Raw genomic sequence first — 15591 nt, 5'->3', positions numbered from 1 at the left:
AAGACGGAACCTAACCACGCTCTATGCTTTTCTGGTGGGGCTGGATGCGCTTAATTTGATCAGTTGAAAAGCCATCGTCCAGCTTTTGCCGACTCAACAAGCATAAAAATCGTAAGGGGCTTTGGTTCAATATCAGGGACTCTTTGCGACTTAGGCCTTAAGAAATTGGGCAGAAAGCCTTTTTCGTAAGGCCAGTATGCAAGAAAGTCAAATTCGCTACTATCAACGTTAAATCTTTGGAAATAGTCATTCATTATTTCATCACCAGTCTCTCTGGCCCAAGGATACTTACCTGTTGAGAGGCTGGTTTCGAGCGTTAATTCAGGCTTATCTCTTGAGAAAAGGGGTTTAGAATTATAATTATTGTCGTACCACTCAAAAATAGCGCTTTCTATCGTGTCCTTTACCATAGCTTGTCACCATTCTTTGCAATCAGGTTATAGGTATGGGTTGCTTTCCATGCGATTTGTGTCACGTCATTTAATATAAAGCCAATCCCTAGTATTGGTATCCAGCGTCCAGCAAACGCCCCCAGATTATTAACGTAACTAAATTTAAGTCGTTTGATACTTTCAGTTGTAAGAGTCGGCCAGCGGTTAACTCTTATGTTCAACCAAACGCGGAGATTTGCACTCAAGATCGACGTCCCCTTTGTGGTCCCAGCCGGTTTTCCCCGCGTCGTTTGAGTTGGTTGCCCTAAAATTATAAGTGCCAAAGTAGCTATATCCTCGACACCAAGCTGTTTTTGAGCCTCATCCAGAAATACGAAGAAAAAAAGCTCTCCAGCGGTGAGATTGAACATTCCTTTGTAAAAATACGTTCCACCCAGCTCTTCAACTGTATCCATTTCGCACCTCGCTTGTGGCTGTCTGAATACCATATCTGTCGAATTGGTGTTCGTCCAGAATCGACGTTGGTTAATAACGGCTCAATATAATGTCGTGATTCCCCATAAAAAAAGATTTTATGAATAATCCTTCACACTGTTCACCTTTTTATTTTGTCTATTTATATCATATGGTTAACGGGTGATGAATGGGTGAAGGGTGACGCATATCCTTCACCACGGGTGAACGATGAGCGTAAAAAAACCGGCTTTCGCCGGTTCAGGTTGTCATGCTGCGTTCGGATCGTCGCACTTCGGCAGCCAGTCGGCGCTGCTTTCGTCCGTCAGCCCGAGGTTGGTCTGCATCCCGAGCTTCGTGCGCCGCTTCAGGTAGCTTTTGCCGTACTCGCGCAGGATGCTCTCCAGCGCCTGGCTGAAGGTCTTCATGCTGAGCGGGTTGCGGTAGCCGTTGGCCTCCATGTACGCCAGATAGGCGTGATAGAGGTAGCGGCGGGGTTGCAGGGGGCGGATGCTGGCGTTGCCCATGTGCAGGCCGTTCGGCTCGGCGGTCGCAAACAGGTAGCCGCAGAAGTCCACCATCGGGTCGGCGTCGCGCTTGATGCGCATGGCCTCGCCGGAGTTCTGCTGCTGCTGAAGCAGCACGCGGGCGTCCTGCGGGCTGCTGAAGCGCTGCATCAGCTGGCGCACGATGACGGCCAGCTCCGCCTGTATCTTCTCCTTCAGCTGCGGGTCGCGCTCGTTTGCCGGGATGATTTCCGCGAAGTGCAGGATAACCCGGCGGCGCGACACGCCCCCGCTGCGGTCGGTGAAGCGCATCGGGTTGTTGTTAACGGCCAGAATCACCGCCGGGATGTGCGTGGAGTAGGCGTCGCGGTACTTGGGGTCAACGGACACCGCATCGCCGCCGGTAATCGCCTTGATGCCCGCGCCGTCGCCGCTCCACTTCTCCTGGTCGGGCAGGCGGATGAGCGAATAGCCGATGACCGACGCCCGCTCGCGCGACGACTCCAGCGTCTCGATGGTGGCCGACACGGCGTTGTCCGTTCCGGCCAGCATGGTGGCGATTTCCGCCATGATGCTCTTGCCGCTGCCGCCGGGGCCGGTGACCTCCAGAAACAGCTGCCAGTCGTAGCGGTTTGCCAGCACCATGAACAGCGCCGCCAGAATCACGTCCCGCTTCTCTGCGCTGCGCCCGGCGGCGCGGTCAAGCCACTGCCAGAAGTGCGGCGCGTGGCGCTCCAGCGTTTCGCCCGCCACCGGGCGGGTGTAGTCCACGTCGCTGACCGTGCGCAGCCAGTTCTCACGCCGGTGCGGGCTGAAGGTGCCGCTGCGTGTGTCGAGCACGCCGTTGCGAAAGCCGATGAGCTGTCGCTGCGGCGCGGCCTGCTGGGGCAGCATCAGCTTCAGCGTGTCCACCACGCCCGCCACCTTGCCCGCCGAGAACGGCGCGCGCAGGCGCTGGAACAGCTTCGCCACGTCGCGGCCGAACTGGTTGCCGGAAATCACCTTCCACGCCCCGGCCTCATAGCGGCAGAGGATTTCGCCGCTGGCGTCCACGGCCAGATTTCGCCCGTAGTGCTCCGCAACGCGCTCCGCCTTCTCGCTGGCGCTCATGGCCGTAAACTCGGCCTCGCTCATGGTGTCGAACGGGCTGGCGGCGGGCGGGGCTGAGGCCTCGCGCAGCGCCTGCCGGGTGGCGTCCTCTCCGTGCGCGGTAAAGGCGTCGTTCCAGTCGCCGAACACCGGCGGCAGGGCAACTGTTGCGTTGCAGGCTGCGGCGGCATGCTTCGCCTTACGCTGGCCGTCGCCGTTCAGGTCGCGGTCGGCGGCAATCACCAGCGGCAGCGTCGGGTGCTTTTCACGGACGAGGCCGGCCAGGGAAAGGAGGTTTACGGACGACAGGGCAACCCACACCGCGTCCCCCGTCAGCGCGTGCACCGTCAGCCCGGTGGCGTAGCCCTCGGTGAGCCAGATGCGTTTCGGCGTACCTTTGCCGCTCAGGACGTGGCAGGCGCCTTTCACCTGACCGCCCTTAAGCGTGCGCTTGTCACCGGCGGCGTTAATCAGCTGGACGTTGACCAGCGCGCCGTCCGCGTCGTGCAGCGGTACAAGCAGGTCGCCGGGGCGGTAATCGGTCAGGGCCACCTTATGCGGCTTCGTGAGCGTCAGGCAGGAATGTTCGGGCAGCCCCTTGCGGGACAGGTAGGCGTTGCCCGTGACCGCCTTCGCGCTGCTGACCAGCTGCTGCGCCAGCGCGGCCGCCGCCGTGCGGGCGGCCTCGTCGTCCGGCTCTGGCGGTGCGGCTTCCGTGACCGGCGGCAGGTTGCCGGTCAGGTCGTTCACGCGCGCGGCGGCCCCGGTCAGGCTGACGCCCAGCGCCTTCTGCACCAGGTCCATGCCGTCACCGGCCCCGCACTGGTTGCAGAACCACGTCCCGCGTCCCTCTTTGTCGTCAAAGCGGAAGCGGTCCTTGCCGCCGCACACCGGGCACGCCGTGTGCCGGTTCTTCACCACCTTCACGCCCAGCGCGGGCAGGATGCGGGGCCACTGGCCCCGCGCGGCGCTGGCCGCGTCGGATACGGTCATTTTCATTATGTTTTCCCTCAGTGCAGCGGCGGCGCGTCGTGGATGCGCCCGCAGAGTTCGTCCATCACCACCTGGCCTAAAAAGCTCAGGCACGGGGCGGCCTTCAGCGGCCCGGCGGTCAGCAGGTCGTCGAGCAGCGCGCAGGCTATCTCCAGCCCGCGCGCCCGGCCGTGCTGGCGCAGGTAGAAGCCCTCCAGTTCGGTCTCAATGGCGCGCTCCAGGCGGGCCAGCGTCAGGCCGGAATGCCGCTGCTGCTCTCGGCACAGCGTGAGCCAGGCGCAGGCCACGGCGCGGCGGGACAGCGCGGCGCGCAGCTCAGGAGACAGGGTGCGTGCGTTCATGCGCTCACCTCCCCGTTCATCCAGCCGTCGCGGCAGCGGGTCACCACGTCGTCCAGCTGGCCGGTGATGAGAAACAGCAGCGAGGCCAGCTGTGCGCTGTCGGCAGGCTCCGGCGGGGTGCAGCAGTCGCGCAGGGCCGCCGCCTCACAGGCCAGACGTCCGGCGTTGCGCAGGTGCTCCAGGCGGGCAAGGTCGTCAAGGGTAATGGTGGCGTAATTCATGCGCGCACCTCCGTGAACGGCAGGCGGGCAGCAAAGGCCAGCACGTAATCGCGGGCCAGCAGCTGGCGGGCGGCGCGTTCGGTGGCGGCGGTGGCGCGCAGCATCTGCACGCGGGCGTGACGTTCACAGTGGCGCACGGCGGCAAACACAAAGACAAATTCTGAATGCGGGGAATTAAGGACGGTAGCCATAAGGGCAGTCTCCATTGAGTAGCGGTTATCGCCACCACCGGAGTTTCCACGCTCTGGCGGTGACCCGAACGGGGGTGGAAAACCGGCCTCAATGGATACCGGCCAGCCCGAAGGCTGCCCCGCCCGGGCCACCATTACGAGAACGGCGCAACGACAAAGAAACCGTTGCCCGAATAACGGGTGCACTGAGGCAAAGACACAAAAAAAGACGCATGGCGCGTCTGGTGTCGCCATTGAGTAACTCGGGTTTCCACGCCCGGCTGCCGATTTTGCGACAGCACAAACACTGTACCAGGGAAGGCCCCCGGCGCGCAAGCCGGGGAAAGCAAAGAAATGCAGCATGACGGACGGTCTCAGCGGTGGGTGAAGGTCATGCCGCACGCCCCTGACTCCGGGCGGCGATGCGTTCGTTCATCCAGGCGTTCACCTCGCTGGCCGCCCACGCGACGTTCTTGCCGCCCAGCGAAATCTGCGCGGGAAAGGCGTCACGGCTGATGAGATCGTAAATGGTCGAGCGGGACAGGCCGCAGACGTGAATGACCTCCGGCAGGCGCATGAAGCGCTCCTGAAACGGCGGCGCGTAAGCGGCTGACGGGGCCGCAGGGGCGGAAGATGGTGCGGTTAAAGCAGTGTGCATGGGCTACCTCTCGTTGATTCCATACAGAGCCGGGCGGGTGCGTCCGGCATCGGGCAGCTCTTTATTCTGAGTAAATTTCTTACGGAATCAACAAGTGAAATTTGTCTGGCGGCTCATACACCGGGCGCAACTTTTGTGCGGTTTGCCAGTGTTTGCCTCTGTTTGCCATATATTGACATATAGTGACATTTTGATTTTTTCCAGTAACGAAAGGGGATAAATAAGGGTCTTTATATGGATATTTATTATAAGTGGTGCAGGGTTTTAACCGTCACAGGGGGTGAAGGATGGTGAACAGTGGGTGAAGGATGCTTTTTAAACTGTTCACCCTCTAATTTACTGTATTACTTATCTTTTTCTTTCTGGTGAAGAATAGTGAAGGATTTATATAAAACTAAAAGCTGAGTAGTGGGTTTCGTGAGACCTTTTCCTGGCTGGCCAGAAGAAGGGCTTTTTGTCTGAGTCGTCACACAATGTCATCCGGTGGCACCGCCTGTGCCAGCTCCGGCACAATTGACTGACTGAAAACGACCACACAGGAAGCCGACATGACCGCCACCGTTTTATCCCTTCCCGCCGCCACGCAGGCCGCGCTTGATAAGGTCAGCACCGCTAAGGCGGCATGGCTTGAGGCCCGCCGCGTGCAGGCCGCCGCCGCTGAAAATGCCGAAACCATCCGCCAGCGCCGTGCGGAAACCGAAGCCACCGCGAACGCGCAGAACGACGAGTGGCGCGCCCTGTTCCGCGACAGCAGCGGAGCCATGACGCCGGAAATGCGCGCGCTGCGTACCGAAATCGCACTCAACCGCGAGACGCTGGAGGAGTTCGATGCGCTGCTGGCCTCTCACGCCGAAGAAACGGCCCGCCTGCCGTTTGAGACCGCCGACAGGGCGCAGGAGTACATCAGCGCCCACAACAGCCTGGTGGAGCTGCGCGCCATGCAGCTCTGGCAGGACTTCATGCGTGACCACGGCCAGCCGCTGATTCAGATGCTGAGCCTCCTGCACATCACGCTGGGCCGTCAGGCCGCGCTGGTCACCGGCGTGGTGGACTCCGTGAACGACCCCGACAGCGTGCTGAAGGACTTCATTAAGCGCCACATCACTGAACCGGCCGTTTCCGGTGAGGCCATGCCAGACAGCGACCCGGTGTTCCGCCTGTGCGGCGTGACCCCCGACGCCACCGCCAGGGCTGATGCGGGCCGCACCCTGTCACCGGCCGCCCGTCACAAGGCCAGAATCCGCCTGGAGTTAAAACAGAAGGAAAGCCGCTGATGGCCCTGAAATGTCCCGAATGCGGCCAGGTGGCCCACACCCGCACCAGCGCCTACGAGGCCCCGTCCGTCAAGCGCACCTGGTATCAGTGCCAGAACCTCGACTGCTCCTGCACGTTCACCGCGCTGGAGAGCGTCGAGAAAATCATCATGAAGCCCCACAGGCCCGTGGCGGCAGAGCCGGAGCCGGAAAATGATGCGCCTGCGCGCCAGCCGCAGACGCTGGGCCGCTACGGCTCGGCCTGCACCCGTAAAGACCGCCACGCACAGCCCTGACAGAGAGGAAAAGACATGACACAGAAGCAGATGACCGACGAAGAGATTAAGGCAACCGGCCAGTACGTGGGCCAGCTTGTGGCACGGAGTCAGAAGCCGCTTAAGGATGCGGGCTGGCTTATGAAGCTGCCCGAAGCTGAGTTAGCAGAACAGAGCGCCGCGCTGGCGAAAAGCCTTCCGGCTGGCTGGCTGCCCCGCATTCAGGAACTCCAGAAAAAAATGATGGAATGGCTGGAGGCCAAAAAGGCCGAAGCCGCCGCCAGGGAGAGCGTTGAGGCGCTGCGCCAGAGCCAGGCACAGACGGAGCAGTCAGGCCAGGACAACCGGGCGCGCTTTCGTGAGCTGCTGGAGCAGAACGGCGGCACCGTCACGCCGGAGATGAAAGCGCTGCGCGCGGAATACCTGGAGCAGCAGGAAACGGCGACCGAGCTGGCCGGGCTGATTACCCAGAGGGAAAAGCAGCTGCCGGGGCTGGCCGACGTGACCGGGCAAAAGGCTCACGCTTACATCACCTGCCATGAGCGCATTATGGACGAGCGCATTGATGCGCTCATTGACGAATTCTTTATCTTCCACGCCATTGAGCTGACCAGCCTGCTCAGAATGAAGTACAGCCAGTTTGAGCGCTACGGTTCACCCCTTGCGCCGGGCGTAATTGAAGGGGCAAACGATGCAGACACGCTCTACCGTGGATATATCATGAATCTGATGCTGAGCTGGACAAATACAAAGCTGCCGCTGATGTTCCGTGATGATGTTATCAGCCTTGCAGGCCCTTACCCCTTCAGGGGTGCCGGAACTGACCGGCGTAAGCGTAAACGGTTCCCCGGCCAGAAATAACCCCTCAGCCCGGCACCTGCCGGGCTTTTTTACGTCTGCTGCGCCAGTGCATGTCTATGCTGCATGAAAACGCATGAGTCTCAGGCACCCAAAAGCGGCAGCAAAGGCCAGCAGCGGCGCGGCCCGGAGCCACTCATGCAGGTGCATGAAAACCGCTACATGAAGTGCGCAGGCGTGGCGGGGCTACGAGCGCGCGCAAGAGGGTAAAGTAGATATAGAGTAGCTATAGTCTAGCGTGTATGATTGGGAGAAATTTTTTCAATTTCCATGGCGAATATTATGCTCAATATCATCAATGGTGCATCTGATAAACCCGTAACCTCTCAGCGCCTAAGAGAGTGGCTATCAGACAAAGAACATTTAGAAGGATCTCTATACATAGGGTATCCAATCATTGGTACTGTTGAAGGTGCCTACGAAATTGATGCATTATTAGTTTCACAGAAGAATGGCATAATCGCATTTAATCTTATTGAAGGTAATGTTATACCTGATAATTATTCTGAAATTCAGGATGAGTGTTTCAACATGCTTGAAGCCAAGCTAAAGCAGTATAAAGAATTAAATGCAAAAAGAAATTTATTAGTTGATATATCTATAATTACGCTAGCACCCGCAATCGTTAAAGAGAAAGAGGATGTAGAAGGCGACGCCCCAATTATTGTAAGCGAAGAAGGGCTTCTTGCCTTTTTACAAAACGTGACCTGGGATCATCCTGAATTATATAATAAGACTATTTCCGTTATCCAAGCAGTTTCTCGGGTTAGAGTCGCAAAAAAAAGGGACTATGTTAAAAAACAGGACTCTAAAGGCGCAATACTGATAAAACTTGATCAGTCGATAACAAATCTTGATAGCCAGCAAAGTAAAGCAGTGCTTGAAACTGTCAATGGAGTTCAACGAATAAGAGGACTCGCAGGCTCAGGAAAGACAATTGTACTTGCTAGAAAAATTGCTTATCTGCATGCAAAAAATAGAGAATGGAAAATAGCAGTCACCTTTAATACTCGTTCTTTAAAAAATCAATTTATTAATCTTATAACTAGTTTTGTTTATGAGCAAACTTCAGAAGCTCCCGACTGGGATCGCATAAAAATCATACACGCATGGGGGAGCTCAAGAATTGAGGGTATATATTACAATGCATGCATTGATAATAATATTGAATATTTAGATTTCGGCACTGCGAAAAATTACGCATCGGCTAACGATGCCTTTGGATATGTCTGTAAAAAATTCATTAAAGAAGCATCTTCTATAAATAAAGCTTATGATTTAATACTAATAGATGAAGCGCAAGATTTCTCAGTGGATTTCTTGAGGCTATGTTATTACTTACTCGACGAAAATAAACGTTTAGTATACGCCTACGATGAGCTTCAAACTCTAAATGAAAGTTCTATGCCTACTCCTGATGTAATATGGGGTCTAAAAGAAGATGATACGCCGCATGTTAGCTTAAGGAATGAAAAAGGAGAGCCTTTAAGAGATATCATTCTTGAAAAATGCTATAGAAATCCTGGCCCTGTATTAAGCGCAGCTCATGCTTTGGGTTTTGGTATATATAGAATGGTCTATGAGGGCTTAAACAATAAAGGCGAGAATAAGTGGAAAAGGGAATTAGTACAAATGTTCGATTACGCCCCTCTTTGGGAAGATATCGGATATGAGGTGATTGATGGTGAATTAAAAAGTGGTGAGCATGTTATTTTAAAAAGAAAAAAAGAAGCTAGCCCTGATTTTTTAGAGTCGCATTCACATATTGATGAAATTATTTCTTTTGAAAAGTTTGAAACAGAAGATGAGCAAACGGTAGCTTTAGTAAATGCTATCGAAAAAAATATTAAAGAAGATGAATTAAAACCTGAAGATATAATGGTTATTCATAGTGATCCGTTCACAACAAAAGCAGCGGTAGCTAGTGCTCGAAGAATGCTGTTTGATAGAAAAATTCAATCCACAGTAGCCGGAGTTACAGGGTCTCCAGATGACTTTTTCGAAGAAAATAGCGTGATGTTTACTTCAATTTACCGAGCTAAGGGTAATGAAGCTGCAATGGTTTACCTCATTAACGCCCAATACTGTGCCACTGGCGGCGGCTTAGGCACAAAACGAAATATCATGTTTACTGCTATGACAAGGACAAAAGCTTGGCTGCGCGTATTTGGGCATGGTGACATGATGGATATTATAAATTATGAATATGCAGAAGTTAAAAAGAACGAGTACAAATTAGACTTCACTTATCCTACTGAAGCAGAACGGAAACTTCTTCGAATTGTCAATAGAGACATGACTATTCAAGAGAAGAACAGAATTAACAAACGTCAATACCAGTTAGATGAAGTAGCCGGTGAACTTCTTTCTGGAGAAATTCATAAGGAAGATTTATCCCCTGAGGTTTTAGAAAAACTCAGAAAGGCTTTGGGTTTATAAATCGGGAGATTGCAATGATTAAATCCAAGGCAATAATTAAAGAGATTTACGAATTAACTTCGAAGGTGATTGATTCTTCAATCACCGATAAAGAGAAATTCCCCTGCATGAAAAACGTGCAAGGATATAAGGTTATTGGTATTGAAGGCGTTGAAGATCTTTCCATCGCACTAAAAAGCATGAGATACAAGGAGTTATATCAAGCTATTTTTGACGCCGGATTCTACAATTTCAGATTCGTAGATGGTGGTTTAATCCAATTACTTTACGAGTTTACCCCTAGTGATGAACTAATAAAACATAAACTAGCTTATTTCCCTTCACCTGACTTTGAAAGTTTTCAAAATGAACCAGATGTTTACCTTCATGACAATATTTATGCGGAGATTCTAGACCCCAGAATATTACCTGTACCTATACGGTTTGATTATGATGGTAGAGCTGCAGTTTATAAAGAACTTAGTCATCCTAAGAGTCATTTAACACTCGGTCAGTATAAAAACTGTCGCATCCCTGTATGTTCGCCTATAACCCCTTCTCTTTTTATTGATTTCGTGATGAGATCATTTTACAACACTGCACTACTAGATCTTTCTGAGAAATTGAATTTAAATTTCACACGTTTTAACGCAACTTCTACGCATTTAGAAAGAGATAGAATACATATAAATATAAGGCCTTAAATTAAAAATGCGGCATTCTGCAATGCTGCATTTTATATAAAATTAATTATTATTTAACTTCCTTGTTTTTGAAAAATCATAAGGTGTTAAATATTCTTTTTTTAAAGAATCCAAATAATCTGCCCACCACTGCACCATCAATACTCTTTCATCCAAATGCTCGGAGGTGTGAATATACGCAGCGCGGACACTGTTACGCTCCGAGTGGCTCAGTTGGCGCTCTATTGCATCATCGCTCCACAATCCAGACTCACCTAATGCACCACGTGCCATCGTCCTAAAGCCATGTCCGCAAACCTCTACCTTAGTATCATAGCCCATTGCACGTAATGCGCTGTTTACGGTATTTTCACTCATTACCTTATTTGCGTCATGGTCACCCGGAAAAAGCAGTTCTTTATCACCGCTAATCTGCTTCAGGTCACTTAATAAAATCATTGCTTGCTGACTGAGAGGAACTATATGTTCCTCTTTCATCTTCATGCCACGGTAAGAGTAACGCACGCCCTTAATTTCTTCCCGTTTCGCAGGTATGCGCCAAAGTGATTTATTAAAGTCAAACTCATCCCAACGCGCGAAACGTAACTCACTGGAACGCACAAAAGTTAGTAAGGAAAGCTCGACCGCGATCCGTGTCATTACACGGCCACGATATGCAGCAAGACGTGCAAGAAACTCTGGGAAACGGCTAGATGGTAAAGCTGGATAGTGTCGTGCTTTGGTTGTCGATAACGCACCGGCCATATCACTGGCTGGATTAGAGTCGATGTAATCGTTCTGTACTGCGTAACGCATTATGGCTGTGACGCGTTGTTGCAGGCGCTGCGCAACGTCATGCTTTCCACTCGCATCAACTTTTTTAATCGGGGCTAACAGGTGGCTAGTTTTGAGCTGACGAATGTCAGACGAACCGATATGAGGAAAGATATAAAGCTCAAGATAGCGAAGAACGCGCGTTCTATGGTCTTCACTCCAGCGCTTGTTACTGGCGTGCCATTCACGAGCAACGGTTTCAAAAGTGTATGCCCCCGAATTCTCGGCCTGAGCTTCTTTCTGTTCGGCTTTTGGATCAATACCCTGCACTAGCAGCTTTTTAGCTTCATCACGTTTTGCCCTAGCCTGAGCAAGCGTCACTGTGGGCCAAACGCCAAAAGCGAGGCGATCCTCTTTTTTGTCAGAGGGCCGTCTGTATTTCATGCGCCAGTATTTAGAACCCTTAGCCGAAACCTCGAGATACAAACCGCCGCCGTCGGCCATTTTATAGGTTTTGTCTTTTGGCTTTGCGGTCTCTACCTGTCTGGCGTTGAGCTTCATTTGGGGGCACATTTCTAATCGAAGTTAAGATGTCCCCAATTATGCCCCCAACGGCATCCGGATTTCAACGGACAACCTCGGACGACTCAGGACATAAAAATCGCTGCAAGCATTGATTTTTAAGGGATAATTGGACTTTCTCGGATGATCTTGGAAGTACTAATGGTGCCGAAGGCCGGACTCGAACCGGCACATCTTTCGATGGTTGATTTTGAATCAACTGCGTCTACCGATTTCGCCACTTCGGCACTGAAGAGGATGCGGAAAACGTTGGCGATTATACCTTTACGTGCCCAGCACGCAACCCAATTCCGCTGTGTTGTGCACTAAGCGGTGAAAAAACACGCGGAATCATCATTACATTCCAGTTTTCCTTAAAAGAGTGATTGAAACCTCTACAGAGTCAACAGATGAAGTAGTCTGGACGCTTGATGCAACTCGCATCAGCTTAAGAACACGCAGCCAAGTCAGCTCTTACAAAATTTGCAGCCTCTGTGGTAATTACTACATGCGTAAATCCATCATGATGGCAGTCGCCCCGCTACCTGCCTAAAACACAGCACAAAACTATAGTAGTTAACGCCATCGAAAGCACACAGGTAGTACTCTCATCAACGTTTTCAATTCTAAGCAAGTACCTTCAAGGAAAGGCCTTATCATGAAGCAAATGCATTGTCTGCTTTGCCTCTATTCATTCTTTATTATAAATAAGTAAAAACTAAAAGCAGTTTATGCGAAAGTATGTTAAAAATGCTTTTTATAATGTCTCGATGCCCTTTTTCTGCTTAACAACTATCATTTCGACGACAAAAAACTCTTTTTCACATATTTAAATCTCTGAGACGAATCTGTTTACTTTCAAGGAAAAAAAATGAAATTTTTACCTAAATCACTTCTGGCCTGTGCCATAACGTTAACTCAAGCACCGTGCTCATTTTCAGCTGAACTTCCGAGAGAAACAACGCCTGCAAATTACCATGCTGTAGTGTACTTTCTAAAAAACCCAAGTAACAGAGCCGCTATGAAACGCATTATGCCTGTTATTAAAAAGTCTATGGCAGATGGTGAACTCTCTGAGCGTGAAGCAGAAAACCTTATTGAGATGCTGAAGGGCGAAGGTATGATAGATTATACTAATCCGGAAAGCGATCAACTTTTTGCGCGCATGGAGTTAGCTGAAGTAATAGATAAAATTGAACGTGATCCTTGTATTATAAGTTATGAAGACGAAAAACCCAAAGAAGGAGATTTGAATGCAACAAGTGAGGATTTTTATAGAATATTTGAATTAGACCGACTCGACCATAAATGGTCTGAAGAACAAGGAAAAATAAACCAACAACGAATGATAGCAAGACAAGAACATTACGAAAAACAGAGATACACCGACTGTATAAAGGATAGTAAAAGAAAATAAAATTCTGCAATCAGAATTGCAGAATGATTCTGTTTTTTTTCGATGATTATAGATTTTAAAGGTTACTGGATAAAGTTCTCAATCTATTATGATAAATATATTGGCTATCTTTAGTACTTCATTGTGGGGCAGACGTATTCCACTTCCTGGCTAAGAGTATAGAAGCATTTAAATGTCTGGCATCTATGGGTAGGCCCCCCTGCCCTGTTTTATTTATCTGTGAGCAGGCATTAAAACCTTAATTGCTCCAGGTACAGAGCGATGACATATCAGTAGAGCTACATCGTGCTTAACAGAATCTCTTTAATGATTCAGACTACATCCACGACTTAAGAAGCCAGATCGGTAAACTTCTTAACAATCGAATCAAATGTTTTTCCAAAGCGATTTCATCAATAACACTACTCTCCCACTGCCAGAATCCTCCCAAACCGCCTTCCCCTCACCATTCCGTCGGAACTTTCTCATCCGCACCGCCTCTTAGCAACACGAAGCACTAAACCCAATCGAGGTCGAAATGAAAAAGCGCCATATCGCCTGCGCCCTGGCAGCCCTGCTGCTGGCGGGCAATGCGTCAGCCGCAAGCTGGCAGGATCAACTGAGCAGTGCCGCCAACCAGCTCAGCCAGCAAAACAACGGTGCAGCAGGTCAGCAGAACGGCGGGCTGTCGATGTCCTCCATTACCAGCCTGCTGAACAGCAACGACAAAGCCATGAGCGCCAACAGCATGACCAATGCCGCCGGCGTGATGCAGTACTGCGTGGAGCACAACGTGGTGAAAAACAACGTGCAGTCGGTAAAAGACCAGGTGCTGAGCAAACTGGGCCTGAATACCACCGCTGCGCAGGAGCAGAAACCGGATTACACCCAGGGCGTCGCCGGGCTGCTGAACACCGGCAATGGCCAGCAGCTGAACCTGCAAAGCCTCAGCAACTCGCCGATGGGCGAGAAGCTCAAAACCAAAGCCTGTGACGTGGTGCTGAAGCAGGGTAAAAACTTTATCTCCTGACCGTCGCCTGCCAGCCCCGCGCTGGCAGGTTTATCGCCCTTGCCTTCCGCCTGTTTACCGCCTGTCAGCACCCCGCCCGCTGTCTGTATCATCTTGTATCGCAACACGTTAAGTCATAAGTTTTCCTTCCTAATGCGTTGAGCGGTATAGTGATGTTTTGGATTTGAACAGGACGGCACGCATGAAAGGTATCAACATCGCAATTTACTTCGATCCAGACCTGATCACAGCCTGCGTAAATGCGTCAGAAGGGAGCTATGTAAACAAAAAGTTCGAGTACGACGATGGCGTGATCGAAGAGATCTACCAGTGGCTCGAAGAGTACGATCCCAACCGCACGCATATCTGCCTGATTGAAAACGAAAGCGCTGAGCTGCTGGCCGACGAACTGGTGGATAACGGTTATCACGTCCATCAGGTCACCATCCACCAGTTGCTGACCTGGTTCGCCGCCGAACCACCTAAATCCCCGGATGGCACACCGATGCGCCTGATGCTGCGCTACATGGCCGAAGAACACCCGCGCGAATATGAATCCCGCACGCCGCAAACCGAAGCGTTAATGGAGATGTTCGACGAGCTGGATGCGCTGGAGATGGTGGAAGACAACGAAGACGAAGACAACCTGCCCGCCGACCTGCTGCGCAGCATGAAGAAGCATAAAATCAGCGCCAGCGATGCGGCACAGCGCCTGATTCCGGACGTGAACGAACGCATCCGCGAGCACCTGATGCAGTACCCGGAGCTGATGACGCCGGAAATCCTGCAAGACTTCTTCCCGGAGCTGCTGGAAGCGCTGGAACGGCCTAAACACTAAGCGGAATAAGGCATGCTGGAGTTAATCAAAGCTGTCGGGTTGGGGCTGGTGGTGATCCTGCCGCTCGCCAACCCGCTCACCACCGTGGCGCTGTTTTTGGGCCTGGCCGGTGAGATGAATTTTCGGGAGCGCAACCGTCAGGCCCTGCAGGCGAGTATCTATGTGTTCGCCATCATGATGGTGGCCTGGTATGCGGGCAGCGCGGTGCTGCATACGTTCGGCATCTCCATTCCGGGGCTGCGCATCGCGGGCGGGCTGATTGTAGCGTTTATAGGTTTTCGGATGCTGTTTCCGGCGAAGCCGGTGGGCCATTCGGTCGAAGCCAAACACAAGCACGATGAGCTGGAAACCGCGCAGGAGCCGGTGAACATCGCCTTTGTGCCGCTGGCGATGCCGAGCACCGCCGGGCCGGGGACGATCGCGATGATCATCTCCTCGGCGTCTACCGTGCGCAGCGGGGTGGATTTTCCGGCCTGGGTTATTAACGTCGCGCCGGTGCTGACGTTCCTGGTGGTGAGCGTGATTTTATGGATTTCCCTGCGCAGTTCAGGGGCGATTATGCGCCTGGTGGGCAAAGGCGGCATCGAGGCGATATCGCGTCTGATGGGCTTTCTGCTGGTGTGCATGGGCGTGCAGTTCATTATCAACGGCGTACTGGAAGTGATTCACACCTTCCACTGACGATCTGAGCCGCCCTTAACGG

The 15591-nt window shown here is 52.0% G+C and carries 17 protein-coding genes and 1 tRNA gene; 9 read left to right on the top strand and 9 right to left on the bottom strand.

Going from position 1 to position 15591, the window contains the following annotated elements:
- Window positions 1–59 precede the first annotated feature (59 nt).
- The 7 genes from G5574_RS16255 to G5574_RS16225 all read right to left on the bottom strand — a co-directional run bounded on the left by G5574_RS16255 (window position 60) and on the right by G5574_RS16225 (window position 4823).
- Window positions 60–410 carry a DUF1493 family protein gene (locus G5574_RS16255; protein ID WP_161592657.1) on the bottom strand — a complete coding sequence of 117 codons (351 nt, stop codon included), beginning with the start codon at window positions 408–410 and terminating at the stop codon, window positions 60–62.
- A complete protein-coding gene (locus tag G5574_RS16250) occupies window positions 404–847 on the bottom strand; it encodes an STM2901 family protein (protein ID WP_064373099.1) in 444 nt (147 codons plus the stop codon). The genes G5574_RS16255 and G5574_RS16250 overlap by 7 nt, the downstream gene beginning before the upstream one ends.
- Window positions 848–1114: 267 nt before the next feature.
- Window positions 1115–3439, bottom strand: a complete 2325-nt coding sequence (locus G5574_RS16245; RefSeq protein WP_164482889.1) for a phage/plasmid primase, P4 family — start codon at window positions 3437–3439, stop codon at window positions 1115–1117.
- An 11-nt stretch (window positions 3440–3450) separates the two neighbouring features.
- Entirely contained in the window at window positions 3451–3774 is a 324-nt protein-coding gene (locus G5574_RS16240) for a DUF5375 domain-containing protein (protein WP_058701181.1), read from the bottom strand.
- Window positions 3771–3995 carry a hypothetical protein gene (locus G5574_RS16235; RefSeq protein WP_164482888.1) on the bottom strand — a complete coding sequence of 75 codons (225 nt, stop codon included), beginning with the start codon at window positions 3993–3995 and terminating at the stop codon, window positions 3771–3773. Before G5574_RS16235 ends, G5574_RS16240 begins: the two co-directional genes overlap by 4 nt.
- Window positions 3992–4528: a host cell division inhibitor Icd-like protein gene (locus tag G5574_RS16230; protein WP_164483250.1), complete on the bottom strand. Its 537-nt coding sequence runs from the start codon at window positions 4526–4528 to the stop codon at window positions 3992–3994. The genes G5574_RS16235 and G5574_RS16230 overlap by 4 nt, the downstream gene beginning before the upstream one ends.
- Before the next feature lie 28 nt (window positions 4529–4556).
- Window positions 4557–4823 (bottom strand): helix-turn-helix transcriptional regulator, encoded by a 267-nt coding sequence (locus tag G5574_RS16225; protein ID WP_164482887.1) that lies wholly within the window; start codon window positions 4821–4823, stop codon window positions 4557–4559.
- 548 nt (window positions 4824–5371) lie between these two features.
- On the opposite strand from G5574_RS16225, the gene G5574_RS16220 reads away from it, so the two are divergent.
- From G5574_RS16220 to G5574_RS16200, 5 genes are all read left to right on the top strand, one after another.
- Window positions 5372–6097 carry a phage polarity suppression protein gene (locus G5574_RS16220; protein ID WP_164482886.1) on the top strand — a complete coding sequence of 242 codons (726 nt, stop codon included), beginning with the start codon at window positions 5372–5374 and terminating at the stop codon, window positions 6095–6097.
- Complete coding sequence (locus G5574_RS16215; protein ID WP_164482885.1) at window positions 6097–6372, top strand: ogr/Delta-like zinc finger family protein; 276 nt, start codon at window positions 6097–6099, stop codon at window positions 6370–6372. Before G5574_RS16220 ends, G5574_RS16215 begins: the two co-directional genes overlap by 1 nt.
- 15 nt (window positions 6373–6387) lie before the next feature.
- Complete coding sequence (locus tag G5574_RS16210) at window positions 6388–7212, top strand: hypothetical protein (protein ID WP_164482884.1); 825 nt, start codon at window positions 6388–6390, stop codon at window positions 7210–7212.
- Between the two features lie 279 nt (window positions 7213–7491).
- Entirely contained in the window at window positions 7492–9648 is a 2157-nt protein-coding gene (locus G5574_RS16205; protein WP_164482883.1) for a DEAD/DEAH box helicase, read from the top strand.
- A gap of 14 nt (window positions 9649–9662) precedes the next feature.
- Window positions 9663–10331 (top strand): DUF2290 domain-containing protein, encoded by a 669-nt coding sequence (locus tag G5574_RS16200; RefSeq protein ID WP_164482882.1) that lies wholly within the window; start codon window positions 9663–9665, stop codon window positions 10329–10331.
- Between the two features lie 42 nt (window positions 10332–10373).
- Here G5574_RS16200 and G5574_RS16195 read toward each other — a convergent pair whose 3' ends face one another.
- Window positions 10374–11645: a tyrosine-type recombinase/integrase gene (locus G5574_RS16195; RefSeq protein WP_164482881.1), complete on the bottom strand. Its 1272-nt coding sequence runs from the start codon at window positions 11643–11645 to the stop codon at window positions 10374–10376.
- A gap of 163 nt (window positions 11646–11808) precedes the next feature.
- A tRNA-Leu gene (locus G5574_RS16190) sits at window positions 11809–11893 on the bottom strand.
- 623 nt (window positions 11894–12516) lie between these two features.
- Between G5574_RS16190 and G5574_RS16185 the strand changes: the two genes are divergently transcribed.
- From G5574_RS16185 to G5574_RS16170, 4 genes are all read left to right on the top strand, one after another.
- Window positions 12517–13062 carry a hypothetical protein gene (locus tag G5574_RS16185; protein ID WP_164482880.1) on the top strand — a complete coding sequence of 182 codons (546 nt, stop codon included), beginning with the start codon at window positions 12517–12519 and terminating at the stop codon, window positions 13060–13062.
- 517 nt (window positions 13063–13579) lie between these two features.
- Window positions 13580–14071 carry a YjjA family protein gene (locus tag G5574_RS16180; protein ID WP_006121821.1) on the top strand — a complete coding sequence of 164 codons (492 nt, stop codon included), beginning with the start codon at window positions 13580–13582 and terminating at the stop codon, window positions 14069–14071.
- Between the two features lie 181 nt (window positions 14072–14252).
- On the top strand, window positions 14253–14888 hold the full coding sequence (locus G5574_RS16175) for a hypothetical protein (protein WP_006121820.1): 636 nt from the start codon (window positions 14253–14255) through the stop codon (window positions 14886–14888).
- 12 nt (window positions 14889–14900) lie between these two features.
- Window positions 14901–15569: a MarC family NAAT transporter gene (locus tag G5574_RS16170; protein WP_054634575.1), complete on the top strand. Its 669-nt coding sequence runs from the start codon at window positions 14901–14903 to the stop codon at window positions 15567–15569.
- Window positions 15570–15591 lie beyond the last annotated feature (22 nt).

It is taken from the genome of Pantoea stewartii, from assembly GCF_011044475.1.
Classification (GTDB): Bacteria; Pseudomonadota; Gammaproteobacteria; order Enterobacterales; family Enterobacteriaceae; genus Pantoea; species Pantoea stewartii.
Note: the sequence above shows the minus strand (reverse complement) of the source record. Positions and strands in the feature narration are given on the sequence as shown.